We start from the raw sequence: 26,553 nt of genomic DNA on the forward strand, positions 1-26,553 counted from the left end.
TTTTATATTCAAGGTATTTTGTTATGATTACAACAAGATTTGCACCAAGTCCAACAGGTTTTCTACATGTTGGCGGGGTACGTACAGCACTTTTTAGCTGGCTTTATGCTAGACACAATAACGGTAAGTTTTTATTAAGAATCGAAGACACAGATCTTGAGAGATCTACTCAAGCTGCTGTAGATGCTATTTTAGATGGTATGAGCTGGCTTGGTCTAAAAAATGATGAAGAGATCTATTATCAAACGAAAAGATTTGATAGATATCATGAAGTTATTAAGCAATTGATAGCAGAAGGTAAAGCATATTATTGTAACTGCTCTAAAGAAAGATTAGATGAGCTAAGAGAACATCAACAAGCAAATAATCTTAAAACTGGTTATGATGGTAAGTGCCGTGATGCAAGCTATATTCCTCAAGAAGGCGAGGGTTTTGTAGTACGTTTTAAAAATCCTCAAGATGGTGTTGTCAGCTGGGATGATGCTGTAAAGGGTAGAATTTCAATCTCGAATCATGAACTTGATGATATGATTATCCAAAGGACTGATGGTTCACCGACATATAATTTTTGTGTGGTTGTTGATGATATTGATATGGCTATTACGCATATTATTCGTGGTGATGATCATGTTAATAATACTCCTAAACAAATTAATATTTATAAAGCTTTAAATGCTAATGTTCCGGTGTTTGCACATGTTCCAATGATTCTTGGTCCAGATGGAGCAAAGTTGTCTAAGCGACATGGCGCGGTCAATGTTATGCAGTATCGTGAAGATGGTTATTTACCTCAGGCTATACTTAACTATTTGGTTAGACTTGGGTGGTCGCATGGAGATCAAGAGATTTTTTCTATAGATGAGATGATAGAGTCTTTTAATTTAGAGCATATCAATGCTTCGCCTTCACGTTTTGACTTTGACAAGCTTAAGTGGTTAAACAAACACTACATTAAAGAATCTAACTTTGAAGATATTAGAGCAGAGGTTGAATATCATTTTGCCAAAGCAGGTTTGGATATTGCTAATGGTCCTGATCTTCAAGAGCTTGTAGCTGTGATGGCAGAAAAGGTTGATACTCTAGTAGAGCTTACAGAGAAATCGAGCTACTTTTATAGTGATGATATCGCCTATGATGAAAAAGCAGTCAAAAAGCATGTTAAAACGACAACAGGCGAGATATTTATTAAGCTTTTAGAAAATTTCGAAGCTTTATCTGCGGAGCAATGGCAAGATCCAGATACTTTGCATAACGTAGTCGCATCAACAGCAGAGCAGTGTGAAGTTGGTATGGGTAAAGTTGGTATGCCGTTGCGTATAGCTATCACTGGCTCAGGCCAGTCACCAGATATTGGTATTACTTTGAAGCTTTTGAGGAAAGAAAAAGTACTATCTAGATTACAAAGAGCAATAAAAGAACTATGCAATTCATAAAAAAATAAAAATATTAACAAAAGGGCTTGACTAAGTTATAAAAGTCATTATAATACACATCATATCGCTGAAGACAGTGATTAAAAGTCTTAAGTCCCGTTCGTCTAGAGGCCTAGGACACCGCCCTTTCACGGCGGCAACAGGGGTTCGAATCCCCTACGGGATGCCAAATTAAAAAGCCACCTTGAGTGGCTTTTTTTATGTCATCAAGAGATGTTTGTTCTATTTATTTCACATGGATGAATTAATTTTTTTGAGTTGATTGGTGAACTATCTTTGTTTGTATAGGTAAGGTAGTGGTATACGGCTCCATACTTTCCATTACTACACTATTTGGTGATACTCGACAGTGTTTACCGATAGTTATATTACCTAAAATTTTAGCTCCAGCTCCGATTATTACCTCATCTTCAACTGTTGGGTGACGTTTTGTATGTCTGAGCTTTGGATTTCCAGATGACCCAAGTGTTACGCCATGATACAGAGATACATAATTTCCAACTATTGCTGTTTCACCAATTACAATCCCCATACCATGATCAATGAAGCAGTATGAGCCGATAGTTGCTCCAGGATGTATTTCGACTCCTGTTAAAAAACGCGTGATGTGTGATAATAATCTACCTAAAAATTTCAATTTACAGCGCCATAGTAGATTTGCAGGTCTGTGAAGTAATATTGCGTGTAGTCCAGGATATGCAAATATTGTTTCAAGGATGCTTGGTGCAGCGGGGTCTTGTTGTTGATAGTATCGTATTAGTTTAATCATAAGACTCCAAAGCGTTGTTTTGATTTTACTATACTATTATAAAACCAATGTTTTGGCTATTAAAATAAGATAAAATGGCATCAGGTTGTTGTATGAATATAATAAAAGGTTATGGATATGAATATATGTAACAATTTTGCTGAAACCATTGGTAACACGCCATTGCTTAGATTACATAAAATAGAGAAGTTATTTGGTTTAAAAGTTAATTTGGTTGCTAAATTGGAGTTTTTTAATCCGTTGTCTTCTGTTAAGGATAGAGTAGCTCTAAATCTTATCGAAAATGCTGAAAAGGCTGGTGATATAAAGCCGGGTATTACAACTTTGATAGAACCAACATCGGGCAACACTGGGATTGGACTATCATTTATTGCTGCTGCAAAGGGTTATGATCTAACCATTACTATGCCAGAGACTGTATCAATTGAAAGACGGAAGTTAATACAACACTTTGGAGCCAAGCTTATCTTAACTCCTGCGGCAGAGGGCATGGCTGGAGCGATCGCCAAAGCTAATGATTTATTAAAAGAATTAAAAGATAGTGTTATATTGGGTCAATTTACTAATCCTGCTAATCCAGAAGCGCATAGGAACTCAACAGCCTTAGAAATCTGGCAAGATACCGATGGTAGGGTAGATATTCTAGTTGCAGGTGTAGGTACGGGTGGTACTATTACAGGTGTTGCTGAAGTTCTCAAGCACAAGAAATCTAGTTTTAAGGCGGTAGCAGTAGAACCTGTGTCTAGCCCTGTTTTATCTGGTGGTAAGTCTGGTCCGCATAAGATTCAAGGGATAGGTGCTGGATTTGTTCCAGAGATTCTAAATACATCTATAATCGATGATATTGTTACGGTTAGTGATGAGGATGCTTTAGAGTATGCTCGTTTAGTGGCACGTGAAGAAGGCGTGCCGGCTGGTATTTCATCCGGTGCAGCGTTGAAGGCTGCAATTGAGATAGCACAACGTACTGAGAATGAGAACAAATTGATAGTGGTTATCTTTGCATCTAGTGCGGAGAGGTACTTATCGACAGCTTTATTTACGGAAGATTAGATAGAGATTTTTTCATATACGCTAAACGTGAAGTCAAACTGATTTTTTTCATCTTTTATATATTCTCTAAAGCCAATCCTTTTGAATTGTGACTTATCCCATTGAGGAAAGAAAGCATCAAGATCAGCCATTTCTGTATTTACTTCGGTTACGTATAGCCTGTCAGCATGTCCTAGAAACTCTTTGTAAATTTGTGCGCCACCAATTATAAAAATCTCATAATGCGGTTTTGATTGCGCGAAGTTTAGAATTTCTTGAACATTATTGATTATTAAACACTTATCCTGCCTATAATCTTTATCTTTAGTTAGGATAATATTTTTACGGTTAGGGAGGGGGCAACCAATTGATTCAAAGGTTTTTCTACCCATTACGATATAGTTATTCTCAGTTATCTTTTTGAAGTTTTTTAGATCCTCAGAAAGCTTCCATGCTAGAGTATTTTCTTTACCTATACCAAGATTTTTATCATAAGCAACGATTAATGAAATCATTTTTGATCTCTATTTTTAATTTATTTTGGGACATTTTAGCATTTTAAATAAATATAAAATACCTTTTGTAATTTATAAATTAAGTGTGATAAAATTTTACGGCTTGTATTATATATGAGCTAATGTTTAATTAATAAATCATGTATCTTCAAAGTTAGTAAGTTGTGTCAAAGGGTGTCTGTTAGGGATATTTGGCATAACTAAGATACTAGATATAACCCAAATAAGGAAAATCAAAATGTCTTTAATGAAAGAAATGTTATCTGCTGGTGTTCACTTCGGACACAAAAAAGCTTTCTGGAACCCTCAAATGAAAGAATACATTTTTGGTATTAACCATGGTGTACATATTATAAACCTTGAGAAAACAGTTCCTCTTTTTCAAGATGCAGTTAACTTTGTTGGTAAAACTGTAGCTAATGGTGGTAAAGTTCTTTTTGTTGGCACAAAAAGACAAGCGCAAGATATCATAGAAGCAGAAGCTAAAAGATGTGGTATGCCATTTGTAAGCCATAGATGGTTAGGTGGTATGCTTACTAACTACAAAACTGTTAGACAATCTATCAAAAGACTTGCTCAGTTAGAGAAGATGAAAGAAGATGGTACTTTAGATTCATTGACTAAGAAAGAAATGCTTCAAAATATCAGAACAATTGAAAAGTTAGAAAAAGTTCTTGGTGGAATCAAAGAAATGGGTGGCTTACCTGATGCTATCGTTGTTATCGACAGCAACAAAGAGCATATTGCTATTCAAGAAGCTCAAAAACTAGGTATCAAAGTTGTATCAATTGTAGATACTAACTCAAACCCTGAAGGTATTGATTATATCATCCCTGGTAATGATGATGCTGTTAAGTCAATATCTTTCTACATGACGAAATTTGCAGATGCTGTTATTGATGCTCAAGGTTTAGACAGAGCAGTGGAAGCAAAAGCTGAAGAAACTACAGAAGCATAAGAAACAAACAAGGATAAAACAATGTCAAATATTTCTGCTAAATTAGTAAAAGAACTTAGAGAAAGAACTGGTGCTGGAATGATGGAGTGTAAAAAGGCTCTAGTTGAAGCTGCTGGTGATATTGAAAAAGCTGCTGAAGAAATGAGAATTTCTGGACAAGCAAAGGCTGACAAAAAAGCTTCACGTGTTGCGGCTGAGGGTGTTATCGAAGTTTATGCTGCTGATGGTAGAGCTGTTCTACTTGAAATCAATTCTGAGACAGATTTTGTTGCTAGAGATGAGACTTTCAAGAAGTTTGCTCAAGAGGCTGTAAAAGCAGCTCATGCAGCAAAGGCAGAGACTATCGAAGAAGTTTTAGCTTCTAAGACTTCAACTGGTGAAACTGTTGAAGATGCGCGTAAATCACTAATTGCTAAAATTGGTGAAAATATTCAAGTGCGTAGAGTTAAGACTATCGAAGCTAGTAATTTAGGCGCTTATGTTCATGGTGGTAGAATTGGTGTAGTTGCTGCTCTAGAGGGTGGTGATGAAGAATTGGCTAAAGATATTGCTATGCATGTAACTGCTGCTAATCCTCAATATGTTAACCCTGAAGACGTTCCTGCAGATGTTGTAGAGAAAGAAAGGTCTATTCAAGTTGAGATTGCTATACAATCTGGTAAGCCAAAAGAAATCGCTGAGAAAATGGTTGTTGGTCGTATGAAGAAGTTCACTGGTGAAGTTAGCTTAACTGGTCAGGCTTTTGTTAAAGACCCTAGTATTTTAGTTGAAAAACTAGTTAAAGATAAGGGTGCGAAAGTAATCAACTTTATCCGTCTAGATGTTGGTGAAGGTATTGAGAAGAAAGAAGAAGACTTCGCAGCAGAGGTGATGAGCCAAATTAAAGGTTAATATATGTCTAATGATTCGTTAGAATGTTCTCAAAGTTCTCCAAAACTTAAAAGAGTTCTTCTTAAGTTGAGTGGAGAATCTTTATCGGCAGATCAAGGTTTTGGTATAAGTGTTGAATCTGCTGCTCCTATCATAAATCAAATCAAAACTCTTGTTAATTCAGGTGTTGAGCTAGCGATAGTTGTTGGTGGTGGTAATATCCTTCGTGGTGGCAGAGCTAACTTTGGTGATAAAATTAGAAGAGCTACTGCAGATTCTATGGGTATGATTGCTACTATGATTAATGCTTTAGCTCTTCGTGATATGTTGATCAGCGAGGGAGTCGAAGCTGAGGCTTTTTCGGCTAAAGGTATTGATGGTTTGTTAAAAGTTGCTAGTGCACATGAATTTAATCAAGAGCTTTTAAAAGGTAAGGTCTTGATATTTGCAGGTGGTACTGGTAATCCATTTGTTACAACTGATACTACAGCTAGCCTTAGAGCGGTGGAGATTGGTGCAGATGCCTTGTTAAAGGCTACAACTGTAGATGGTGTGTATGATAAGGATCCAAATAAATACCCAGATGCTAAGCGCTTTGATAAAGTTACTTTTTCAGAGGTGGTTAGTAAAGAGTTGAGTGTGATGGACTTGGGAGCATTTACCCAGTGTAGAGACTTTGGTATTCCAATATATGTGTTTGATTTGACTCAGCCGAATGCTTTGGTTGATGCTGTTGTTGATTCAAAGTATGGTACTTGGGTTACTTTAGACTAACTAATTTTTTTAAAAGGAATAGTTTTTATGATAAGCGATATTCTAAAAGATGCTGAAAATAGAATGAGTAAAACATTAGAGGTTTTAGCCGATGATTTAGCTAAAATTAGAACTGGAAGAGCTCATCCTGATATTTTAGCTCATGTAACTATAGATTATTACGGTTCTGCTACGCCAATTACTCAAGTGGCTAATGTCACTGTTCTTGATGCTAGAACGCTAGGTATTACTCCTTGGGAGAAGGGTCTTGCAGGCAAGATTGAGAAGGCTATTATAACTTCTGACTTAGGTCTTAATCCAACTAACTTAGGTGATAGCTTGAGAGTTCCTATGCCTGCGCTTAATGAAGAACGTAGAAAAGAGCTTGTTAAACTTGTTAAATCTGAAACTGAGAGTGGTAGAGTTTCTATCAGAAATATACGCCGTGATGCTAATGGTGACATCAAAGAACTTCTTAAAGAAAAAGAGATAACAGAAGATGAGGCTAAAAGAGCAGAAGATAATATTCAGAAAATTACAGATAAGATGATCGCTCAGGCAGATGCTCTTGCTGTTAAAAAAGAACAAGATCTAATGGTGGTCTAATTATTAGATTTCTCAATAAAACTTGTATTTCTCTTTATTCTTTCTTATTATTTATCTAGTTTAAACTTTATATTTACTTGTTATGAGCTTGGCTAAGGAAAATGCTCTCAAGCATGTTGCTATAATTATGGATGGTAATGGGCGCTGGGCTAGAAGTAAGTTAAAGCCAAGAATATTTGGTCATAGAAATTCGATATCCAGTGTAGATGCTTCTATAGAGTATTGTATTGAGCATGATATTCAAATGTTGACTCTTTTTGCATTTGGTCGAGATAATTGGCTTAGGCCTGCTAAAGAAGTTTCTGATTTGATGGATCTTTTTTATAAAACTTTGAAGGACAAGACTCCAAAATTACATGAAAACAATGTTGTTTTAAAAGTTATTGGAGATAGGGTTAGATTATCAGATAGGCTTGTGCAAATGATTGAGCATTGCGAGTCGGTTACTGATGGTAATACGGGACTTCAGCTTAGACTGGCAGTTGACTATGCTGGGCGATGGGATATTGTTCACGCTGTGAAGTCTATTGTTGCGGAGGTGGATAGTGGTAAGATAGCACCGGATGATATATCAGAAGATAGTTTTGGTAGTTATACAATTGCCGGTGAGATGCCAGTAGATTTGCTTATTCGAACTAGTGGAGAGGTTAGGTTAAGTGATTTTATGCTGTGGCAGTTATCTTACGCTGAGATGTATTTTACTGATGTTATGTGGCCTGAGTTTACAAAGTCTGAGTTTCAGAAAGCAGAAGAGTATTTTTACTCACGCCAGAGAAGGTTTGGCAAGAGTGGCGAACAACTTGAAAAGAGGAATATATGAAAGAAAGGATAATAACTGGGATATTGTTAGTAGTTTTTGTTTTTGCAGGACTTGTGTATGCAAATGACTATCTTTTTGGTGTTGGGGTATTTTTGGTTGCTATGCTTTCAGCATATGAATGGCTTAAGTTTACAAAGGTTGGTCAACAAGAAACAGTAAATTATCTTATGATATTTATGATAGTGCTGTTTGTTGTTTCAGAGTTCTTTGTTTATATTCAGTATATTTTTCCTATATTTTGGCTATATGCGATTTATAGACTTAGCGGATATGAACGTCAAAAATTTGATACGTTATCTGTTAATGAAATGTTGATACTTGGATTATTTGCAATTTCTCCATTTGCGGCATCATTATATGTGCTTCACAGTAATTCGGTTGCATGGATATTTATGTTTATATTGGTTGTTGCGGGTGCTGATAGTGGTGCATATTTTACAGGTAAGGCGATTGGTAAGCGTAAGATGCTTCCACGGTTGAGTCCAAATAAAACTATCGAGGGTTTATTGGGAGGAATGGTCTGTGCGGTGGTTATCGCTGTAATATTTCTGTTATTTATGAATTTGGACATTTTTGAATATTTATCAATGGTTGTCATTTCTGCTTTGGTAGCTGCTTTGTCTGTTATTGGAGATGTTTTTGAAAGTATGATGAAGCGTATCGCAGGAGTTAAGGATAGTGGAAATATATTGCCAGGTCATGGTGGGGTGCTTGATAGGTTGGATGGTTATATGCCTGCATTGCCTATTTTTGTGACTCTTGGTTATTTAGCTGGCGTGTTTGTCATATAGGGGATTTGTTTTGAATATAGAATTGAAGATTTTGAATAGAGAGATTGTTAAAGAAATACCTATGTATGGTACAGAAGGCTCGGCGGCAGTTGATCTTAGGGCGTGTATATCACAAGCAGAGTTTTTAAAACCTGGTGAATGTAAGCTAATAGGTACTGGAATTGCTATTAATGTGGCAAACCCAAATTATGCTGCAATGATTTTGCCAAGATCTGGATTAGGACATAAAAAAGGCTTGGTGTTGGGTAATGGTACTGGTCTTATTGACTCTGACTATCAAGGGGAGTTGATGGTGTCTTGCTTTAATCGCTCTCAAGAGATTGTAGAGATCGAGCCTTTAATGAGGTTTGCTCAACTTGTGATTGTTCCTGTGGTTCAAGCAAGGTTCGATGTTGTAGATGAGTTTTCTCAGCAGACTGTTAGGGCTGCTGGAGGATTTGGACATACTGGGGTTTAGTATTATGTTTTTTAATATCCCTAATATTTTAACTTTTGGTCGCTTGGCCTTAATTCCTTTCATAGTAGTGTGCTATTATTTTGAATTTCCGCATCATCATGGTATTACAGCTACATTGTTTTTATTGGGTGCGGCTACTGATTGGTTGGATGGTTATTTAGCGCGTAAGTGGGAGCAGACAAGTAAGTTGGGAGCTTTTTTAGATCCTGTTGCTGATAAATTGATTGTTGCTACGGCTCTTTGTTTATTTATTGAAATGTACCCATACTGGTGGGCAACTATTCCAGCAATTGTGATGATCTGTAGAGAGATTGTTGTTTCTGCATTGCGAGAGTGGATGGCTGAGCTTGGGCAGCGTAGTGTTGTCAAAGTTGGTATGTGGGGTAAAGTCAAAACTACGGCTCAGATGGCAGCACTTTTTATATTCTTAATTAAGCCAGCAATAGATTTTAGACATTCGTTAGATTACTCTAGCTTTAATACTTGGTTTATTCTTTTGGGCTTTTTGATGCTTTATGTAGCGGTGATTCTCACGGTTTATTCTATGTGTAACTATCTCTATGTTGCATTTAAATCTGTTTTTGGCAGTTCTCATAAATAATACTTTTTCTTTTCTTTTCTTTGCTTTTTTGTTATTATGTCTGTCTAATGCTATTTTTGCATAGGTACTACCAGTGCTTAGCATTTGAAACTATTTAAATCAAAAAACTGATAAAAAACGGAGAATAATAACTAATGGCAACTATAAATCAGTTGGTGAACAACCCTCGCAAGAGATCGGTTGTTAAGTCTAAGGTTCCTGCGTTAAAGGCGTGTCCTCAAAGAAGAGGTGTGTGTACAAGAGTGTATACTACAACTCCTAAGAAGCCTAACTCAGCACTTAGAAAAGTAGCTCGTGTAAGATTAACGAGTGGATTTGAGGTGACAAGCTACATTGGTGGTGAAGGTCATAACCTGCAAGAGCACAGTGTTGTGCTTATTAGAGGTGGTAGGGTTAAAGATTTGCCAGGTGTGCGTTACCACATTGTTAGGGGTGCTTTAGATACTTCAGGTGTTAATAATCGTAAGCACGGTCGTTCAAAGTATGGTACTAAGCGTCCTAAGTCTTAATTTGTGTTTAAAGTTTAACATTTGAAGAAGGTGTAAAAATGTCTAGAAGAAATAGAGCTCCTAAAAGAGATATTCTACCTGATCCTAAGTTTAAGAGTCAGGTTGTTGCTAAGTTTGTAAACCATATTATGCTAGATGGTAAAAAATCTGTTGCAGAAAAGATTGTATATGGTGCGTTTGATAAGATTAAAGCTAAAGATGCTTCTGCTAATGAAGTTGAAGTTTTTGAGAAGGCTTTAGATAGTATTAGTCCTATGGTAGAGGTTAAGTCACGTCGTGTTGGTGGTGCTACATATCAAGTTCCTGTAGAAGTTAGACCAGAACGTCGTCAAACTTTGGGTATGAGATGGATTATAGATGCTGCGCGTAAGAGAAAAGAGAGTACTATGGGTGATAGAGTTGCTGCGGAAATTCTAGAAGCTATAGAGGGTAGAGGCGCTGCTGTCAAGAAAAGAGAAGATACTCATAAGATGGCTGAAGCTAACAAAGCATTTGCTCACTTTAGATGGTAATAGGAGATTAGAAAATGCCTCGTAATACAGCTTTAGAAAAATATAGAAATATTGGTATCTGTGCTCACGTTGATGCTGGTAAAACAACAACTACAGAGCGTATCCTTTTCTATACAGGGTTATCTCATAAGATTGGTGAGGTACATGATGGTGCTGCTACTATGGACTGGATGGAGCAAGAGCAGGAGAGAGGTATTACAATTACTTCTGCTGCGACAACTACTTTCTGGTCTGGTATGGATCAGCAATTTGATAAGCATCGTATAAACATTATTGATACTCCGGGTCACGTTGACTTCACTATTGAAGTAGAGCGTTCTCTTCGTGTACTAGATGGTGCGGTTGTTGTGTTCTGTGGTTCATCAGGTGTTGAGCCTCAGTCAGAAACTGTATGGCGCCAAGCTAACAAATACGGTGTTCCAAGAATTGTATTTGTAAACAAGATGGACAGATCAGGTGCTGACTTTGAGAGAGTTTGTGGCCAAATCAGAACGCGTTTAAAAGCTAACGTTGTTCCAGTTCAGTTGAATATTGGTGCAGAAGAAGATTTCAAGGGAGTTGTAGATCTTATTAGAATGAAGGCAATCATGTGGAATGAGGCAGATCAAGGTCTTACTTATGATCTTGTTGATATTCCTGCTGAACTTCAAGATAGAGCTGAAGAACTTCGTATGGAAATGATGGAAGCAGCTGCTGAAGCTTCTGAAGAGCTAATGGAAAAGTATCTTGAAGAAGGTGAGCTTAGCGATGCTGAGATAAAGCAAGGCTTGCGTGCTAGAGTTCTTGCGAATGAGATTGTTTTAGCATTCTGTGGTTCTGCATTTAAGAACAAGGGTGTTCAAGCAGTTCTTGATGGTGTTATTGAGTACTTGCCAGCTCCAAACCAGGTTCCTGCTATTAAGTGTGAGACTGAAGATGGTGAGCCAGCTTCTAGATCTTCATCTGATGATGAGCCATTTGCAGCTTTAGCATTTAAACTTGCTACAGACCCGTTTGTGGGTAACTTAACGTTTATTCGTGTTTATTCTGGTGTGCTTAAGTCTGGTGATGCTGTTTATAACCCTGTTAAGGGTAAAAAAGAGCGTGTAGGTCGTATCGTACAGATGCACGCGAATAAGCGTGAAGAGATTAAAGAAGTTCGTGCTGGCGATATTGCTGCTTGTATCGGTCTTAAAGATGTAACTACAGGTGATACTCTTTGTGATCTTGATAAGCCAGTAATTCTTGAGAGAATGGATTTCCCAGAGCCAGTAATTTCTGTTGCTGTTGAGCCAAAAACTAAAGCAGACCAAGAAAAAATGTCTATAGCTTTAGGTAAGTTAGCTGCAGAGGATCCATCTTTCAGAGTTAAGACTGATGAAGAGTCAGGTCAAACAATTATTTCTGGTATGGGTGAGCTTCACTTAGATATTATTGTTGATCGTATGAGACGTGAGTTTAAGGTTGAAGCTAATGTAGGTAACCCACAGGTTGCTTATAGAGAGACTATTCGCGGAACTGTTGAGCAAAATAGTAAGTTTGTTCGTCAGTCGGGTGGTCGTGGTCAGTATGGTCATGTTGTAGTTAAGTTTGAGCCTTTAGAAGTCTCTACTAATGATGCTGGCGAAGAAAAAATATTTGAGTTCGTTGATGAGATTGTTGGTGGTGTGATACCTAAAGAATTTATTGGTCCTGTTGCTAAAGGTATCGAAGAGCAAATGACTAATGGTGTGTTGGCTGGATATCCTATGATTGGTGTTAAGGCTACTCTATTTGATGGTTCATACCATGATGTTGACTCATCTGAGATGGCATTTAAGATTGCTGGTTCTATGGCTCTTAAAGAGGGTGCAAAGAAAGCTAATGCCTGTATACTTGAGCCGATCATGAAGGTTGAAGTTGTGACTCCGGAAGATTATCTTGGTGATGTTATGGGTGACCTTAACAGAAGAAGAGGTATAATCGAAGGTATGGATGAGAATCCAAGTGGTAGAGTGGTTAGCGCTCTAGTTCCTCTTGCTGAAATGTTTGGTTATGCTACTAATGTTCGTTCTATGAGCCAAGGTAGAGCATCTTTCTCTATGGAGTTTAAGAAGTATGCAGAAGTACCAAACAATATTGCAGATGAAATTATAAAATCACGTAACTCATAATTAAAAGGATAAATTTAAAATGGCTATAAATAATCAGCGTATCAGAATTAGATTGAAAGCCTTTGATCATAAACTTATCGATATTTCTACTCAAGAAATTGTTGATACGGCTAAGAAAACAGGGGCACAAGTTAAAGGGCCAATCCCTTTACCAGTTCGTAAAGAGAAGTTTACAATTCTTATTTCTCCGCACGTAAACAAAAAGGCAAGAGATCAATATGAAATCAGAACTCATAAGAGATTGATTGATATTGTAGAGCCTACAGATAAAACTGTTGATGCTCTAATGAAGCTAGATTTAGCATCAGGTGTTGATGTTCAGATCAGTTTAAGCTAATATATACGTTACTTTTTTGAAAATTTTTCGAAAATAGTATCAATTAGGTCTTCGCGGTCAATCGTAATCGCGAAGTTAATATAATAATAATAGAGGATATAATAATGTCTTTAGGATTAGTTGGTCGCAAATGTGGTATGACTCGTATATTTACTGAAGATGGTGTTTCTATTCCTGTAACGGTTGTTCAAGTTGAGGCTAATAAAGTTACTCAGGTTAAAACTACTGAAACAGATGGGTATAATGCTGTCCAAGTAACTACTGGTTTTAAGAAGCGTTCTAATGTAAACAAGCCTGCAGCAGGTCACTATGCGAAAGCTGGTGTTGAGCCTGGCAGAGGTTTGTGGGAGTTTGCTATTGATAATGCTTCTGAGTATGAGGTTGGTGCGTCTATAGATGCTACAATTTTCGAAGCAGGTCAGAAAGTCGATGTCAGAGGTGTATCTAAAGGTAAAGGTTTCCAAGGTGGTGTTAAGCGTCACAACTTTGCTACTCAAGATGCTACTCATGGTAACTCTGTTTCTCATAGGGTTCATGGCTCTACTGGTCAAAACCAGACTCCAGGTAGAGTATTTAAGAACAAGAAGATGGCTGGTCATTTAGGTAGCGAGAATGTTACTATTCAGTCACTTGAAGTTGTGAGAGTGGACGCGGAAAATGGTTTATTACTTTTGAAGGGTGGTATTCCAGGTTCAGTTGGTGGAGATATTATCGTTACTCCAGCTGTTAAAAGTTAGTAGATAAATATTAATTATACCGGAGAGTTGTTGTGGACTTAAATATAAAATCTTTAGCTGGTGCAGAGGCTGGTGTAGTAGGTGTTGCAGACGGAGTTTTTGCGGCAGACTATAATGAATCTCTGATTCATCAGGTTGTTGTTGCTTATATGGCAGGCGCTCGTCAAGGTACTAAGGCTCAAAAAACTAGATCAGAAGTATCTGGTGGTGGGGCTAAGCCTTGGAGACAAAAAGGTACGGGTAGAGCAAGAGCGGGTACTATTCGTTCGCCTATCTTCAGAAAGGGTGGTGTTACATTTGCAGCTAAGCCTAAAAGCTATAAGCAAAAAGTAAATCGTAAAATGTACTCGGGTGCAGTTAAATCTATATTATCTGAACTTGTAAGATCAGATAGAATGACTGTGGTTGAATCATTGAAATTAGAAACTCCTAAAACAAAAGAATTCAAATCAGTAGTTGATTCTTTAGGTGTTAAAGATGTTCTTTTTGTTGTTGGTGTGGAAGAGTTTAATGAAAATTTATACTTATCTTCTAGAAACCTTAAGAATGTAGCAGTATGTGATTCTGTGGAAATTAATCCAGTTTCTTTGGTTTGTTTTGAAAATGTAGTTTTCACTAAGCAAGCTATCAAGGAAATAGAGGAGAAGCTAGTATGAATTCTCAAGAAAAATTATTAAAAACAGTTGTTAGACCTCACGTTTCTGATAAAACTTATGGTCTTTCAGATGCTAATTCAACTATAGTATTCGAAGTAGCTAGAACTGCAACTAAGCAGGATGTGAAAAGTGCTGTAGAGAAGCTTTTTGAGGTAAAAGTTGAGTCTGTGAATATCCTTAATATTAAGGGTAAGGCGCGTAGATTTGGTCGTGTTGAGGGTAGAACAAAAGCATGGAAAAAGGCTTATGTAAAACTTGCTGAAGGACATGACATCAATTTTGTTGGTGCAGAGTAACTTAAAGAAGGTTTATAATCATGATTGAAATAAAAAAAGCTAAACCTACTTCACCTGGCCGTCGCCACGTAGTGAGCGTAAAGAATACAGAATTACATACAGGTAAGCCATTCAAAGGTTTGGTAGAGGTTAAGAAAAGTAAAGCTGGTAGAAATAATACTGGTAGAATTACAGTTCGCCATCAAGGTGGAGGACATAAGCAGCATTATCGTATTGTTGATTTTAAGAGAAATAAAGATGATATCGTAGCTAAGGTTGAGAGAATCGAGTACGATCCTAACCGTAGTGCAAACATTGCATTGGTATTATATGCTGATGGTGAGAGAAGATATATCGTTGCTCCTAAGGGTCTAAAGAAAGATATGTCTGTTGTTTCAGGTGAAAAAGTAGATGTTGCAGTTGGTAATTGTATGCCTTTGAGAAATATCCCTTTAGGTACTGTTATTCACAATATCGAAATGAAGCCTAAAAAAGGTGCGCAAATGATTAGAAGTGCTGGAACTTTTGCTCAATTGGTTGGTAAGGATAATGCTTACGCAATTATTCGTCTAAGATCAGGTGAGATGAGAAGAGTACTTTTAGATTGTAGAGCGGTTATTGGTGTTGTTTCTAATTCTGAGCACAACTTGAAGTCTTTAGGTAAAGCTGGTGCTAAGCGCTGGAGAGGTATAAGACCTACTGTTAGAGGTGTGGCTATGAACCCGGTAGATCACCCACATGGTGGTGGTGAGGGTCGTACATCTGGTGGTAGACATCCAGTTACACCATGGGGTATCCCAACTAAAGGTTATAAGACGCGTAAAAATAAGCGTTCTAATAAGTTGATTGTTCAAAAACGTAAGTAATTAGGGAGAAAGTTGTGCCTCGTTCATTAAAAAAAGGACCTTTTGTAGATCATCATCTTTTAAAGAAGGTTTTTGAAGCGCAAGAAAGTAATTCTAAAAAGCCAATCAAAACATGGTCAAGAAGATCATTGATTGTGCCAGATATGATAGGTTTAACTATAGCTGTACATAACGGTCAGCAGCATGTGCCTGTTCTTATGACTGAAGAAATGGTAGGTCATAAATTGGGTGAGTTTGCTGTTACTCGTAACTACCGTGGTCATGCGGCTGATAAGAAAGCTAAGAAGAAATAGTTGGGGTTAGGATACATGGAAGTACAAGCTAAATTAAAATTTGCAAGAATCTCAGCTCAAAAATGTAGGTTGGTCGCTGATCAAATCAGAGGTTTGCCTGTAGAAAAAGCTATTAATCTTTTGACTTTTAGCAATAAGAAAGCGGCGGTGTTATTTAAAGAGGTTTTAAATTCAGCAATCGCTAACGCAGAGCATAATGATGGTATGGATGTTGATTCTCTAATTGTTTCAACTGTATTTGTTGACGAAGGTCCTACTATGAAGCGTTTTGAAGCTAGAGCAAAAGGTCGTGGTAATCGTATTTTAAAGAGAACTTCACATATTACTGTGAAAGTTGCTGAGAAAAATTAAGAGGTGTAGTAAAAATGGGTCAAAAAGTAAATCCTAATGGAATTCGATTAGGCATAGTAAAAGAGCATAATTCAACTTGGTATGCTGACTCTTCTGACTACGCTACTAAGCTTAATGAAGATATCAAGGTTAGAGAGTTTTTACATAAAAAACTTGCAGCAGCTGCGGTTAGTAAAATCCAGATTGAGAGACCTGCTCAAAATGCTAAGATTACAATTCATACAGCAAGACCTGGTATTGTAATTGGTAAGAAAGGTGAAGATGTTGAGAAATTACGTGCTGATGTCAATAAGTTAATGGGTGTACCTGTACAAATTAATATCGAAGAAGTGCGTAAGCCAGAAATCGATGCTAAACTAGTGGCAGATAGCGTAGCTCAGCAACTAGAAAAAAGAGTGATGTTCAGAAGAGCTATGAAAAAAGCTATGCAAGCTGCTATGAAATCTGGTGCTAAAGGTATCAAGATAATGGTAAGCGGCCGTTTAGGTGGTGCTGAGATTGCTCGTTCTGAGTGGGCTAGAGATGGTAGAGTTCCGCTACAAACTTTTAGAGCAGATGTGGATTATGCAACATCAAAAGCTTTGACTACTTATGGTATTATTGGTGTTAAGGTTTGGATCTATAAGGGTGAAGTTCTTCCTGGTCAAATGAATCAGAAAAATAATAAAAAAGGAGCTAAATAATGCTACAGCCTAAGCGTACAAAGTTTCGTAAACAGCAGAAGTTGCGTAATAGAGGCTTGGCTCACAGAGGTAACAAGGTAAGCTTTGGTGAGTTTGGTCTTCAAGCAACATCTAGAGGTCGAGTAACTGCTAGACAAATCGAGGCAGGAAGAAGGGCGATCAGCCGTCATATCAAGCGTGGTGGTAAGATTTGGATAAGAATTTTTCCTGATAAGCCAATTACACAGAAGCCTCTTGAAGTTCGTATGGGTAAAGGTAAAGGTTCAGTTGAATATTGGGTTGCTCAAATTCAGCCGGGTCGTGTACTATATGAAATTACTGGTGTAAAAGAAGAATTAGCACGTGAAGCTTTTGCTAGAGCAGCTGCTAAAATGCCAGTGCAGACAACTTTTGTTGAAAAGCAGGTGATGTAATGAAAAGAAATGATACTTTAAAAGATTTTAGAGGTAAAAGTATTGACCAATTGCAAGAAGCGAAAATAGGGTTATTGCAACAGTTATTTTCTCTTCGTATGCAGAAGGGTACCGGGCAATTAAAGAAAAATCACTTGTTCAAAAGTGCTAAGAGAGATATTGCTCGTATAAATACAATAATATCAGAAAAGAATAAATAGGTGCCTTGAAGATGAGCGATAAAATTAGATTGTTAGAAGGTAAAGTTTCTAGCGTGGCTATGGATAAAACTGTAGTTGTAAAAGCTGAAAGATATGTTAAGCACCCTTTGTATGGTAAGTTTGTTAAAAAAACAACAAAATACTATGTTCATGATGAAAATAATGAATGTAAAGAAGGTGATGTTATCAAATTCAAAGAAACTAGACCGTATTCAAAAACTAAGAAATGGTGTCTAGTTGATATTATCAATAGAGAAAAATAATAAATTTGATTTTATTATAGTTTATTGGTATATTTATCGGACTGCAAAATACACAGCAGTCCTGTATAATAATAATTAAGGGTTATTTGTATGATTCAAATGCAAACAGAACTTCAAGTTGCTGATAATAGTGGCGCTAAGAGAGTTGAATGTATTAAAGTTTTGGGCGGTTCACACCGTAGATATGCATCTGTAGGAGATGTTATAAAAGTCACTGTGAAAGAAGCTGCTCCAAGAGGTAAAGCTAAAAAAGGATCTGTATATAATGCTGTTGTTGTAAGAACTGCTAAAGGTGTGCGTAGAAAAGATGGTTCTAAAGTCAGATTTGATGATAATGCAGCTGTGCTTCTAAACAATAATGGTCAACCTATAGGAACTCGTATCTTTGGTCCTGTTACTAGAGAATTACGTACAGAGAAGTTCATGAAGATCGTATCTTTAGCACCAGAAGTACTATAGTCATATTTATTGAGGTGTAGATAATGAATAGATTAAAAAAAGGTGATGATGTAATAGTTATCGCTGGTAAAGATAAGGGTCGTAGAGGCGTTGTTAAGTCATTCGCTAAAGGCGGTTCTTTAGTTTTAGTGGAAGGTATTAACGTTGTTAAAAAACATGTTAAGCCTAACCCTAATAGAGGTGTAGAAGGTGGGGTTGTTGAGAAAGAACTTCCTGTTGATGCTTCTAACGTTGCTATCTTTAACCCTGCTACTGAGAAAGCAGATAGAGTGGGTTATAAGTTTGTTGATGAGAAAAAGGTTCGCTACTTTAAATCTAATGGCGAGCTTATAGACTTATAGGACTAAGTTTTTATGGCAAGATTAAAAGATTATTATCAAAAAGAGCTTGTAGCAAAGTTAAAGTCTGAGCTAAATCTAGATAATATAATGGAAGTACCTGCTATTAAGAAAATTACTCTTAATATGGGTGTTGGTGATGCTGCGAAAGACAAAAAAATAATGACTTTTGCATTAAATGATTTGACAGCTATCGCTGGTCAAAAACCAGTTGTTACTATGTCTAAGAAATCAATTGCTGGTTTCAAAATTCGTGACGGATGGCCGATAGGCGCTAAAGTTACACTGCGTGGTGAACGTATGTATGAATTTTTAGATAGACTTATAACAATTGCTATTCCTAGAATTAGAGATTTTAGGGGTTTAAGTGCTAAATCTTTTGATGGCAGAGGCAATTATAGTCTGGGTATGAAAGAGCAAATCTCTTTTCCTGAAATTGATTATGACAAAATTGACTCTATCAGAGGTTTAGATATTTCGATAACTACTACAGCTAAAAATGATGATCAAGGAAGAGCTTTGCTTAAAGCATTTGGTTTTCCTTTTAAGTCTTAATTTAAATTGGGGTTTTAAATGGCAAAAAAATCAATGATTCAGAGAGAATTAAAGAGAGAGAAATTAGTAGCTAAATATGCTCAAAAAAGAGCTGAGCTTAAGGCTATCATTCTTGATATAAATTCTTCTGAAGAACAAGTATGGGAAGCTCAAATTAAACTGCAAAAGTTACCGGTAAACTCTTCAGCTTCTAGAGTACAAAGAAGATGTAAGGTTACAGGTAGACCACATGCTGTATACAGAAAGTTTGGCTTATGCCGTAATAAGCTTAGAGAGTATGCAATGGCAGGTGATGTTCCTGGTTTGAAAAAAGCTAGTTGGTAATAAGGAATTTAAGTTATGAGTATGCAAGATCCAATCGCGGATATGTTTACAAGAATTAGAAATGGTCTTTCTGCTGAGAAAGAAATTATTTCTGTACCATTCTCTAAGATGAAAATGGAAATCGCGAACTTTTTAGTTAACGAAGGTTATATTAAAGGTTGTACAAAAGGTACGACTACAGCTGGTCATCCTTCAATTGAAATTGAGCTTAAGTATCATGCTGGCGCTCCTGTGATTGAAATGATAAAAAGAGTTTCTAGACCAAGTTTGAGAATTTATAAATCTCATGAAGAACTACCAAAAGTATATGGTGGTTTTGGTGTTGCTATCATTTCTACGTCTAAAGGTTTAGTTAGTGATAGAAAAGCAAGAGATCTTGGTGTTGGTGGCGAAATTATCGGCTACGTAGCTTAGTTAGCAAGGAGATTTGATATGTCAAGAATAGGTAAAAAACCTGTTGCTATCCCAAGTGGCGTTACGATAAATGTTGCTGCTGGTAATCAGGTTGAAGTTAAGAGCACTAAAGCAACTTTAAGTAAGACTTTTTCTACAGATGTAACTTTTAGTATTGAAGATGGAGTAGCAACTGTATCACCTAAGAATAATAGTAAGAATGCTATTGCTCAGTCTGGTACTGCAAGAGCTATACTTAGCAATATGGTTGAGGGCGTAAACAAAGGTTTTGAAAGAAAGCTTAAGATTATAGGTGTCGGTTACCGTGCTAAAGCTCAAGGTAATGAGCTAAATCTTACACTAGGTTTCTCACATCCAGTTGTTTATAAGTTACCTCAGGGTATAACGGCTGAAACTCCAGCTCCTACAGAAATTATTCTAAAAGGTGCTGATAAAGAAGTTTTAGGTAAAGTAGCTTCTGAAATTAGAGAATATAGAAAACCTGAACCATATAAAGGCAAAGGTGTTCGTTATGAAGATGAGTACGTAGCGAAAAAAGAAGCTAAGAAGAAGTAGTTAGGTAAGGGATAGTATAATTATGGATAAAAAAACTGCTCGTTTAAGTCGTAGTAAGCGTACTAGAATTAAACTAAAAGAGCTTGGTCATACTAGACTGTGTGTTTATAGAACGCCTAGACATGTATATGCTCAGGTAATATCTGGTGATGGTTCTACTGTATTAGCTGCTGCATCTACTGTAGAGAAAGATGTAAAAGCGAAGTGTAAATATACTGGGAATGTTAACTCTGCTGCAATTGTTGGTGAAATTATCGCTAATAGATGTAAAGAGAAGGGTATTTCTCAGGTTGCTTTTGATAGATCTGGATATAAGTATCATGGACGTGTTAAAGCTTTAGCAGAAGCTGCTAGAGAGCATGGTCTTCAGTTTTAATAAATAAAATATGGATGATTATTCATTATGTCTAATGAAGTGAAAAAAAACGAAGAACTGATTGAAAAGTTAGTTAGTGTTAAAAGACACTCTAAGACAGTTAAAGGTGGTAGAATTATGAGCTTTGCCGCATTGACTGTTGTGGGTGATGGTAAAGGTAGAATTGGTGTAGGTAGAGGTAAGTCAAGAGAAGTGCCTGCTGCTATCCAAAAGGCTATGGAAAACGCTAAAAAGAACATGGTATCAGTTAACTTAAATAATGATACGTTATGGTACCCTGTAATGTCTAACCATGGTGCTTCTAAAGTATTTATGCAGCCGGCTTCTGCTGGTACTGGTATTATTGCTGGTGGTGCTATGCGTTCAGTTTTTGAAGCTGTTGGTGTACACAACGTTTTAGCAAAAACATATGGCTCAACTAATCCAGCTAATGTTGTAAGAGCAACAATTGCAGGTTTGGCAAAAATTAAATCACCAGAAGAGATCGCTGATAAAAGAGGTCTATCTGTTGAAGAGATTCAGGGGTAATTAGAAATGACTCAAGCTAAAACATTTAAAGTTACTTTAGTAAAAAGCCTAATTGGTCGTAAAGAAAACCATATAGCATCGGCTAGAGGTTTAGGCCTAAGAAAAATAAACCACACTGTTGAAGTATTAGATACTCCAGAGAATCGTGGTATGGCAAACAAAATATATTATATGGTTAAGATAGAGGGGTAGTATAAGATGAAATTAAATACAATTGCTCCTGCTGCTGGCTCTAAAAGTGCTCCTAAAAGACTAGGGCGTGGTATTGGAAGTGGTTTAGGTAAAACTTCTGGTAAAGGTCATAAAGGTCAAAAAGCGCGTTCAGGTGGCTATCATAAAGTAGGTTTTGAAGGCGGTCAGATGCCTATACAAAGAAGATTGCCAAAATTTGGTTTTACTTCTGCGTCTAAAAGATTTGTTGCTGAAATCAGGTTGCATGAATTAAATAATCTAGCTCTTGAAGAAGTAACATTAGATAGTTTAAAAGATTCTGGTCTTATAAGAAAAGATATCAAATCAGTAAAAATAATAGCTAGTGGAGAAATTCAAAAAGCTGTTAGCCTTAAGGGTATAGCTTGCACTAAAGGTGCTAAAGAAGCTATTGAAAAAGCTGGTGGTAAGGTAGAGTAAGATTTAAGATATGTCAAAGTATAATAGTGCTTCTGGTACAACAGGTGAATTGAAATCAAGACTAATTTTTGTAGTTGTTGCTATATTGGTATTTAGATTAGGTGTATATATTCCTATACCTAATATTGATCCTACTAAATTGGTTGAGATTATATCGAATCAACACTCATCAACAGGTGGCTTGATGAGTATGTTTAATATGTTCTCTGGTGGCGCTCTTACTCAAATGAGTATTTTTGCTTTGGGTGTGATGCCTTACATTTCGGCATCTATTATTTTTCAGATGCTTTCTGCTGTATATCCTAAATTTATAGAGCTTAAAAAAGAAGGCGAATCTGGTCAAAAGAAAATAACTCAATATACAAGATACTTAACTCTTGCTTTGGCTATAGTACAATCATTTGGTATTGTTGCGTTTGTATTGCATCAGGATGGTCTAGTTACTACAAACAATATGGGGTTATTTTATTTAACTACTATTGTTTCTGTAACTACAGGTAGTATGTTTTTGATGTGGTTAGGTGAGCAAATTACAGAAAGAGGTGTAGGTAATGGAATATCGCTACTAATCTTCTCAGGTATTGTTGCGAATTTACCGTTTGAGATCTCTAATACACTATCACAGGCCAACCAACATGTAATATCTTACTTATCTGTTTGGGTTCTATTGATACTTCTTTTGCTAGTGATTGCTTTTGTGGTATTTATGGAAAGTGCTCAAAGAAAAATTACAGTAAACTATGCTAAGAGACAGCAAGGCAGAAAAATGTTTGCTGCTCAAACTAGTCATTTGCCATTGAAACTAAACATGGCAGGTGTGATCCCAGCAATTTTTGCATCATCTATACTTATGGTGCCTGGTGTATTGCTTGGTTGGTTGTCTAACTATAATTCACTTGGTTGGTTTGCTGATGTTGCAGAACTATTACAGCCTGGTAGTATTGTATATACTGTAGTATTTGCTGCGACAATTATTTTCTTTTGTTTCTTCTATACTTCATTGGTTTTTAATCCAAAAGAAACAGCAGATAATCTTAAAAAATCTGGTGCTTACATTTCTGGTGTGAGACCTGGTGAGCAAACAGCTAAGTATATTGATGCAGTTATGACTAGACTAACTTTAGTTGGTTCACTGTACATCACAGCTATATGTTTATTGCCAATTTTTGTGGTTAAGTTCTTTGCTCAAGGACTATCATTTACATTTGGCGGTACTTCTTTACTGATTGTAGTAGTTGTTATGATGGACTTTATGGCTCAGGTTAGATCTCATATGATGTCAACACAATATGATTCTTTACTAAAGAAAGCAAATCTTAGTGGTAAGAGAAAATAGAGAAATATTTTTGGAGAAATATAATGAAAGTTAGAGCTTCAGTTAAAAAAATGTGTAGAAACTGTAAAGTTATCAAACGTAATAGAGTTGTTCGTGTGATATGTACAGACCCTAGACATAAGCAAAGACAAGGTTAATCAATCAAGCAAATTAAATAAAGCTTGATTATTTGTTTTTAAAAAGCTATCCTAGCAAGTTACAAAATGCAACAGATAGCAACTAAATTAAGAATAATTATTAGGAGTGAAGTAGATGGCTCGTATAGCTGGTGTTAATATTCCTGTTCATAAACATACAGTGATAGGATTAACTTCAATTTATGGAATAGGTAAAACAAGAGCGCAACAAATTTGCCAATCTTGCAAAGTAGATCCAACTGTTAAGATTAAAGATTTATCTGAAGAACAGATTGAAACTTTAAGAACAGAAGTTGCTAAGTTTACGGTAGAAGGTGATTTACGCCGTGAAGTTTCTATGGACATAAAAAGACTTATGGACTTAGGTTGCTTCAGAGGTAGAAGACATCGTCGTAGCCTTCCTGTAAGAGGACAAAGAACGAAGACTAATGCACGTACTCGTAAGGGTCCAAGAAAGCCAATAAAGGCGTAATACAATTATAACTATAAAGATTAAAGGGTAGATTATATGGCTAAGTCTGTTAGATCATCAAAGAAAAAAGTAAAAAGAGTAGTGACTGATGCAGTTGCTCATATTTACTCATCTTTTAATAACACTATAGTAACTATTACTGATAGACAAGGTAATGCTTTATCTTGGGCTACTTCTGGTGGTAGTGGCTTTAGAGGTTCAAGAAAAAGTACACCTTTCGCTGCTCAGGTAGCTGCTGAAAGAGCTGCTGATATGGCTCTTGAATATGGTGTAAAAAACGTAGATGTTTTAGTAAAAGGGCCGGGTTCAGGTAGAGATTCTGCTGTTAGAGCTTTAAATGCTAAAAACTTAAAAGTAACAAGCATAACAGATGTGACTCCATTACCTCATAATGGTTGTCGTCCTCCTAAGAAACGTCGTGTTTAATATTTTAAAGGGAAATTAATAATGGCTAGATATCTAGGACCAAAATGTAAACTTTCTAGAAGAGAAGGTACAGACTTATTTTTAAAAAGTGGCGTAAAAGCTAACGACGAAAAATGTAAAATGAATACTGCACCAGGTCAACATGGAGCAAGAAGAGCGCGCCTATCTGACTATGGTTTACAGTTAAGAGAAAAGCAAAAAGTTCGTCGTATGTACGGTGTTTTAGAAGGTCAATTCAAAAAATACTATGTTGAAGCTAATAGAAGAAAAGGTAACACTGGTGCTACTTTACTAGAAATATTAGAATCAAGATTAGACAATGTTGTTTATAGAATGGGCTTTGCTGCTACACGTGCTGAAGCTAGACAGCTTGTTGTACATAAAGGTATTTTAGTTAATGGACATACTTGTAATGTTCCTTCAGCTCAAGTTAAAGCTGGTGATATAGTTGCTGTTAGAGAAAAAGCTAAAAAGCAATTAAGAATTCAAAATGCTGTTGAGCTTGCTAAGCATAGAAAAGAACTTTCTTGGATCGATGTTAATACTGATTCTTTAGAAGGTACTATGAAGTCTTCACCAGACAGATCAGAATTATCTGCAGACATAAATGAACAGTTAATCATCGAGCTTTACTCTAAGTAATATTTTATTATTTTTTAAAGACTCGTATATAGCCTTATTTCAAGGAGATTTTTTTAGTGAGTAATAATAATTCAAATCAGGAATTTGTACCTAATATACAGCTTAAAGAAGAGTTAGGGGCTTTTGGATATAAAATTCAAGTTTCTCCTGTAGAAAAAGGTATGGCTCATATCCTTGGTAACTCTATTAGAAGGTTTTTATTATCTTCATTGTCAGGTGCTTCTATTATTAAAGTCAATATTAGTGGTGTTTTACATGAATATTCGACTTTAGAAGATGTTAAAGAAGATGTTGTTGAGATTGTTTCTAATCTGAAGAAGGTTGCAATAAAACTTGATAAAAATGTAACAAAAGTAGAATTAGAACTATCAGTAACTAAATCTGGTGTTGTGACTGCTGGCGATTTCAAAACTACTCAAGGTATTGAAATAATTAACAAGGATCAACCTATTGCTACTTTAACTAATGAAAGAGAATTTAGCTTAGTAGCTACTGTGAGTGTAGGTAGAAATGTTGGAATTCTTTCAGCACTGCCAACCGAACTTGAAAGAGTCGGAGATATAGCTGTAGATTCTGATTTTAATCCAATAAAAAGAGTTGCTTTTGAAATTTTTGATAATGGTGCTAGTGAGACTCTAGAAGTATTTGTGAAAACAAATGGTACTATTGAGCCACTAGCAGCTGTTACAAAAGCTCTTGAGTATTTCTGTGAGCAGATATCTGTATTTGTATCTCTTAGAGTACCAAGCAATGGTAAAAGTGGAGATGCTTTATTAGATTCTAATATTGATCCTATATTGCTTAAACCAATTGATGATCTAGAGTTAACTGTTAGATCATCTAATTGTTTGAGAGCAGAAAATATCAAGTATTTAGGTGACTTAGTACAGTATTCAGAATCACAGCTTATGAAGATACCTAATTTAGGTAAAAAATCTCTAAATGAGATCAAGCAAATATTAATAGATAACAACTTATCTCTAGGTGTTCAAATTGACAACTTTAGAGAACTAGTTGAAGGAAAATAAACATATATAGTAATCATATAATATTAACTATAAAGGAGTAATTACTATGAGACATCATAAAAGAGGTAGTAAGTTCGGTAGAACTAGTAGTCATAGAAAAGCTATGTTTAAGAACATGTCAGCATCTTTGATTAATCATGAGCTTATTAAAACTACTTTACCAAAAGCTAAAGAGTTAAGAACTATAGTTGAGCCTTTAGTAACATTAGCTAAGAGAGAGTATAAATTAAGAAATGAATTAGATGTTAATTCTAATGAGTTTAAAGCACAATCAGTTGCTCTTAGAAGACAAGCTTTCGACTTCTTAAGAAATAAAGCTGCTGTAACTAAGCTTTTTGAAGAGTTTGGTGCTCGTTATGCTGAAAGAGCTGGTGGTTATACTAGAATTCTTAAGTGTGGTTATAGATTCGGTGATAAAGCTCCTATGGCTTTCATTGAATTGGTTGATAGACCTCAAGTTGAAGAATCAGCTGACGAAGAATAATAATCTCTTTTCTATAT

Annotated in this window: 43 protein-coding genes and 1 tRNA gene; 42 read left to right on the top strand and 2 right to left on the bottom strand. The window is 36.2% G+C overall.

What is annotated here, in order from left to right; translation table 11 throughout:
- Window positions 1-23 precede the first annotated feature (23 nt).
- A complete protein-coding gene (gene gltX, locus ACKTR7_RS04200) occupies window positions 24-1,433 on the top strand; it encodes a glutamate--tRNA ligase (protein WP_407877161.1) in 1,410 nt (469 codons plus the stop codon).
- A 93-nt stretch (window positions 1,434-1,526) separates the two neighbouring features.
- Window positions 1,527-1,602, top strand: a tRNA-Glu gene (locus ACKTR7_RS04205).
- Between the two features lie 75 nt (window positions 1,603-1,677).
- Here the strand turns inward: ACKTR7_RS04205 and epsC are convergent.
- A complete protein-coding gene (gene epsC / locus ACKTR7_RS04210; RefSeq protein ID WP_407877162.1) occupies window positions 1,678-2,202 on the bottom strand; it encodes a serine O-acetyltransferase EpsC in 525 nt (174 codons plus the stop codon).
- 117 nt (window positions 2,203-2,319) lie between these two features.
- Here epsC and cysK point away from each other — a divergent pair, with 117 nt between their 5' ends.
- On the top strand, window positions 2,320-3,255 hold the full coding sequence (gene cysK, locus ACKTR7_RS04215; protein ID WP_407877163.1) for a cysteine synthase A: 936 nt from the start codon (window positions 2,320-2,322) through the stop codon (window positions 3,253-3,255).
- Here the strand turns inward: cysK and ACKTR7_RS04220 are convergent.
- Window positions 3,252-3,749 carry a dihydrofolate reductase gene (locus tag ACKTR7_RS04220; protein ID WP_407877164.1) on the bottom strand — a complete coding sequence of 166 codons (498 nt, stop codon included), beginning with the start codon at window positions 3,747-3,749 and terminating at the stop codon, window positions 3,252-3,254. The genes cysK and ACKTR7_RS04220 overlap by 4 nt on opposite strands.
- Before the next feature lie 238 nt (window positions 3,750-3,987).
- Between ACKTR7_RS04220 and rpsB the strand changes: the two genes are divergently transcribed.
- From rpsB to rplQ, 39 genes are all read left to right on the top strand, one after another.
- Entirely contained in the window at window positions 3,988-4,707 is a 720-nt protein-coding gene (rpsB, locus tag ACKTR7_RS04225) for a 30S ribosomal protein S2 (protein ID WP_407877165.1), read from the top strand.
- Window positions 4,708-4,728: 21 nt separating this feature from the next.
- Entirely contained in the window at window positions 4,729-5,598 is an 870-nt protein-coding gene (gene tsf / locus ACKTR7_RS04230; protein WP_407877166.1) for a translation elongation factor Ts, read from the top strand.
- Window positions 5,599-5,601: 3 nt separating this feature from the next.
- Entirely contained in the window at window positions 5,602-6,351 is a 750-nt protein-coding gene (pyrH, locus tag ACKTR7_RS04235) for a UMP kinase (RefSeq protein WP_407877167.1), read from the top strand.
- 27 nt (window positions 6,352-6,378) lie between these two features.
- A complete protein-coding gene (gene frr / locus ACKTR7_RS04240; RefSeq protein ID WP_407877168.1) occupies window positions 6,379-6,936 on the top strand; it encodes a ribosome recycling factor in 558 nt (185 codons plus the stop codon).
- A gap of 82 nt (window positions 6,937-7,018) precedes the next feature.
- Complete coding sequence (gene uppS, locus ACKTR7_RS04245; RefSeq protein WP_407877169.1) at window positions 7,019-7,756, top strand: polyprenyl diphosphate synthase; 738 nt, start codon at window positions 7,019-7,021, stop codon at window positions 7,754-7,756.
- Window positions 7,753-8,547, top strand: a complete 795-nt coding sequence (locus tag ACKTR7_RS04250) for a phosphatidate cytidylyltransferase (protein WP_407877170.1) — start codon at window positions 7,753-7,755, stop codon at window positions 8,545-8,547. The genes uppS and ACKTR7_RS04250 overlap by 4 nt, the downstream gene beginning before the upstream one ends.
- A 10-nt stretch (window positions 8,548-8,557) precedes the next feature.
- Window positions 8,558-9,004, top strand: coding sequence for a dUTP diphosphatase (gene dut / locus ACKTR7_RS04255; protein WP_407877171.1), 447 nt, complete (start codon window positions 8,558-8,560; stop codon window positions 9,002-9,004).
- Window positions 9,005-9,008: 4 nt separating this feature from the next.
- Entirely contained in the window at window positions 9,009-9,605 is a 597-nt protein-coding gene (gene pgsA / locus ACKTR7_RS04260; protein ID WP_407877172.1) for a CDP-diacylglycerol--glycerol-3-phosphate 3-phosphatidyltransferase, read from the top strand.
- A gap of 134 nt (window positions 9,606-9,739) precedes the next feature.
- Complete coding sequence (rpsL, locus tag ACKTR7_RS04265) at window positions 9,740-10,114, top strand: 30S ribosomal protein S12 (RefSeq protein WP_003035357.1); 375 nt, start codon at window positions 9,740-9,742, stop codon at window positions 10,112-10,114.
- A 38-nt stretch (window positions 10,115-10,152) separates the two neighbouring features.
- The gene (gene rpsG / locus ACKTR7_RS04270; protein WP_407877173.1) at window positions 10,153-10,626 is read left to right on the top strand and encodes a 30S ribosomal protein S7; all 474 of its coding nucleotides are present in this window, start codon (window positions 10,153-10,155) and stop codon (window positions 10,624-10,626) included.
- A gap of 14 nt (window positions 10,627-10,640) precedes the next feature.
- The gene (gene fusA / locus ACKTR7_RS04275) at window positions 10,641-12,758 is read left to right on the top strand and encodes an elongation factor G (protein WP_407877174.1); all 2,118 of its coding nucleotides are present in this window, start codon (window positions 10,641-10,643) and stop codon (window positions 12,756-12,758) included.
- A 19-nt stretch (window positions 12,759-12,777) separates the two neighbouring features.
- Window positions 12,778-13,095: a 30S ribosomal protein S10 gene (gene rpsJ, locus ACKTR7_RS04280; RefSeq protein ID WP_004286618.1), complete on the top strand. Its 318-nt coding sequence runs from the start codon at window positions 12,778-12,780 to the stop codon at window positions 13,093-13,095.
- Between the two features lie 104 nt (window positions 13,096-13,199).
- Window positions 13,200-13,832 (top strand): 50S ribosomal protein L3, encoded by a 633-nt coding sequence (rplC, locus tag ACKTR7_RS04285; protein ID WP_407877175.1) that lies wholly within the window; start codon window positions 13,200-13,202, stop codon window positions 13,830-13,832.
- Window positions 13,833-13,864: 32 nt separating this feature from the next.
- On the top strand, window positions 13,865-14,488 hold the full coding sequence (gene rplD, locus ACKTR7_RS04290) for a 50S ribosomal protein L4 (protein ID WP_407877176.1): 624 nt from the start codon (window positions 13,865-13,867) through the stop codon (window positions 14,486-14,488).
- Window positions 14,485-14,784, top strand: coding sequence for a 50S ribosomal protein L23 (rplW, locus tag ACKTR7_RS04295; protein ID WP_200155961.1), 300 nt, complete (start codon window positions 14,485-14,487; stop codon window positions 14,782-14,784). Before rplD ends, rplW begins: the two co-directional genes overlap by 4 nt.
- A gap of 20 nt (window positions 14,785-14,804) precedes the next feature.
- Window positions 14,805-15,629, top strand: coding sequence for a 50S ribosomal protein L2 (rplB, locus tag ACKTR7_RS04300; RefSeq protein WP_407877177.1), 825 nt, complete (start codon window positions 14,805-14,807; stop codon window positions 15,627-15,629).
- A 14-nt stretch (window positions 15,630-15,643) separates the two neighbouring features.
- On the top strand, window positions 15,644-15,922 hold the full coding sequence (gene rpsS, locus ACKTR7_RS04305; protein WP_004286613.1) for a 30S ribosomal protein S19: 279 nt from the start codon (window positions 15,644-15,646) through the stop codon (window positions 15,920-15,922).
- A gap of 15 nt (window positions 15,923-15,937) precedes the next feature.
- The gene (gene rplV / locus ACKTR7_RS04310) at window positions 15,938-16,273 is read left to right on the top strand and encodes a 50S ribosomal protein L22 (RefSeq protein WP_407877178.1); all 336 of its coding nucleotides are present in this window, start codon (window positions 15,938-15,940) and stop codon (window positions 16,271-16,273) included.
- 14 nt (window positions 16,274-16,287) lie between these two features.
- On the top strand, window positions 16,288-16,956 hold the full coding sequence (gene rpsC, locus ACKTR7_RS04315) for a 30S ribosomal protein S3 (RefSeq protein ID WP_014714334.1): 669 nt from the start codon (window positions 16,288-16,290) through the stop codon (window positions 16,954-16,956).
- Entirely contained in the window at window positions 16,956-17,369 is a 414-nt protein-coding gene (rplP, locus tag ACKTR7_RS04320; RefSeq protein ID WP_407877179.1) for a 50S ribosomal protein L16, read from the top strand. The genes rpsC and rplP overlap by 1 nt, the downstream gene beginning before the upstream one ends.
- A complete protein-coding gene (gene rpmC, locus ACKTR7_RS04325) occupies window positions 17,369-17,569 on the top strand; it encodes a 50S ribosomal protein L29 (RefSeq protein ID WP_407877180.1) in 201 nt (66 codons plus the stop codon). The genes rplP and rpmC overlap by 1 nt, the downstream gene beginning before the upstream one ends.
- An 11-nt stretch (window positions 17,570-17,580) precedes the next feature.
- A complete protein-coding gene (rpsQ, locus tag ACKTR7_RS04330) occupies window positions 17,581-17,832 on the top strand; it encodes a 30S ribosomal protein S17 (protein WP_014714337.1) in 252 nt (83 codons plus the stop codon).
- Window positions 17,833-17,922: 90 nt separating this feature from the next.
- Window positions 17,923-18,291 carry a 50S ribosomal protein L14 gene (rplN, locus tag ACKTR7_RS04335; RefSeq protein ID WP_004286607.1) on the top strand — a complete coding sequence of 123 codons (369 nt, stop codon included), beginning with the start codon at window positions 17,923-17,925 and terminating at the stop codon, window positions 18,289-18,291.
- Between the two features lie 23 nt (window positions 18,292-18,314).
- The gene (gene rplX, locus ACKTR7_RS04340; RefSeq protein ID WP_407877181.1) at window positions 18,315-18,632 is read left to right on the top strand and encodes a 50S ribosomal protein L24; all 318 of its coding nucleotides are present in this window, start codon (window positions 18,315-18,317) and stop codon (window positions 18,630-18,632) included.
- Window positions 18,633-18,644: 12 nt separating this feature from the next.
- Window positions 18,645-19,184, top strand: coding sequence for a 50S ribosomal protein L5 (gene rplE, locus ACKTR7_RS04345; RefSeq protein ID WP_407877182.1), 540 nt, complete (start codon window positions 18,645-18,647; stop codon window positions 19,182-19,184).
- An 18-nt stretch (window positions 19,185-19,202) separates the two neighbouring features.
- A complete protein-coding gene (rpsN, locus tag ACKTR7_RS04350) occupies window positions 19,203-19,508 on the top strand; it encodes a 30S ribosomal protein S14 (protein WP_407877183.1) in 306 nt (101 codons plus the stop codon).
- 15 nt (window positions 19,509-19,523) lie between these two features.
- The gene (gene rpsH, locus ACKTR7_RS04355) at window positions 19,524-19,922 is read left to right on the top strand and encodes a 30S ribosomal protein S8 (RefSeq protein ID WP_407877184.1); all 399 of its coding nucleotides are present in this window, start codon (window positions 19,524-19,526) and stop codon (window positions 19,920-19,922) included.
- Window positions 19,923-19,940: 18 nt separating this feature from the next.
- A complete protein-coding gene (rplF, locus tag ACKTR7_RS04360) occupies window positions 19,941-20,477 on the top strand; it encodes a 50S ribosomal protein L6 (protein WP_407877185.1) in 537 nt (178 codons plus the stop codon).
- Window positions 20,478-20,499: 22 nt separating this feature from the next.
- Complete coding sequence (gene rplR, locus ACKTR7_RS04365; RefSeq protein WP_044525525.1) at window positions 20,500-20,853, top strand: 50S ribosomal protein L18; 354 nt, start codon at window positions 20,500-20,502, stop codon at window positions 20,851-20,853.
- A 27-nt stretch (window positions 20,854-20,880) separates the two neighbouring features.
- The gene (gene rpsE, locus ACKTR7_RS04370) at window positions 20,881-21,381 is read left to right on the top strand and encodes a 30S ribosomal protein S5 (protein ID WP_014714344.1); all 501 of its coding nucleotides are present in this window, start codon (window positions 20,881-20,883) and stop codon (window positions 21,379-21,381) included.
- 6 nt (window positions 21,382-21,387) lie between these two features.
- Window positions 21,388-21,573: a 50S ribosomal protein L30 gene (gene rpmD, locus ACKTR7_RS04375; protein ID WP_003014363.1), complete on the top strand. Its 186-nt coding sequence runs from the start codon at window positions 21,388-21,390 to the stop codon at window positions 21,571-21,573.
- Between the two features lie 6 nt (window positions 21,574-21,579).
- Window positions 21,580-22,011, top strand: coding sequence for a 50S ribosomal protein L15 (rplO, locus tag ACKTR7_RS04380; protein WP_407877186.1), 432 nt, complete (start codon window positions 21,580-21,582; stop codon window positions 22,009-22,011).
- A 10-nt stretch (window positions 22,012-22,021) separates the two neighbouring features.
- The gene (gene secY / locus ACKTR7_RS04385) at window positions 22,022-23,347 is read left to right on the top strand and encodes a preprotein translocase subunit SecY (RefSeq protein WP_407877187.1); all 1,326 of its coding nucleotides are present in this window, start codon (window positions 22,022-22,024) and stop codon (window positions 23,345-23,347) included.
- 23 nt (window positions 23,348-23,370) lie between these two features.
- Entirely contained in the window at window positions 23,371-23,484 is a 114-nt protein-coding gene (gene rpmJ / locus ACKTR7_RS04390; RefSeq protein WP_003017816.1) for a 50S ribosomal protein L36, read from the top strand.
- Window positions 23,485-23,599: 115 nt separating this feature from the next.
- Window positions 23,600-23,956 carry a 30S ribosomal protein S13 gene (gene rpsM, locus ACKTR7_RS04395; protein ID WP_004286596.1) on the top strand — a complete coding sequence of 119 codons (357 nt, stop codon included), beginning with the start codon at window positions 23,600-23,602 and terminating at the stop codon, window positions 23,954-23,956.
- Window positions 23,957-23,992: 36 nt separating this feature from the next.
- Window positions 23,993-24,382, top strand: a complete 390-nt coding sequence (gene rpsK, locus ACKTR7_RS04400; protein ID WP_003021583.1) for a 30S ribosomal protein S11 — start codon at window positions 23,993-23,995, stop codon at window positions 24,380-24,382.
- A gap of 21 nt (window positions 24,383-24,403) precedes the next feature.
- Entirely contained in the window at window positions 24,404-25,024 is a 621-nt protein-coding gene (gene rpsD / locus ACKTR7_RS04405) for a 30S ribosomal protein S4 (protein ID WP_407877188.1), read from the top strand.
- Between the two features lie 56 nt (window positions 25,025-25,080).
- Window positions 25,081-26,052 carry a DNA-directed RNA polymerase subunit alpha gene (locus ACKTR7_RS04410; RefSeq protein ID WP_407877189.1) on the top strand — a complete coding sequence of 324 codons (972 nt, stop codon included), beginning with the start codon at window positions 25,081-25,083 and terminating at the stop codon, window positions 26,050-26,052.
- A gap of 46 nt (window positions 26,053-26,098) precedes the next feature.
- A complete protein-coding gene (rplQ, locus tag ACKTR7_RS04415; RefSeq protein ID WP_407877190.1) occupies window positions 26,099-26,536 on the top strand; it encodes a 50S ribosomal protein L17 in 438 nt (145 codons plus the stop codon).
- Window positions 26,537-26,553: the final 17 nt, after the last annotated feature.

Source organism: Francisella sciaenopsi (assembly GCF_045862875.1).
Taxonomy (GTDB): Bacteria; Pseudomonadota; Gammaproteobacteria; order Francisellales; family Francisellaceae; genus Francisella; species Francisella sciaenopsi.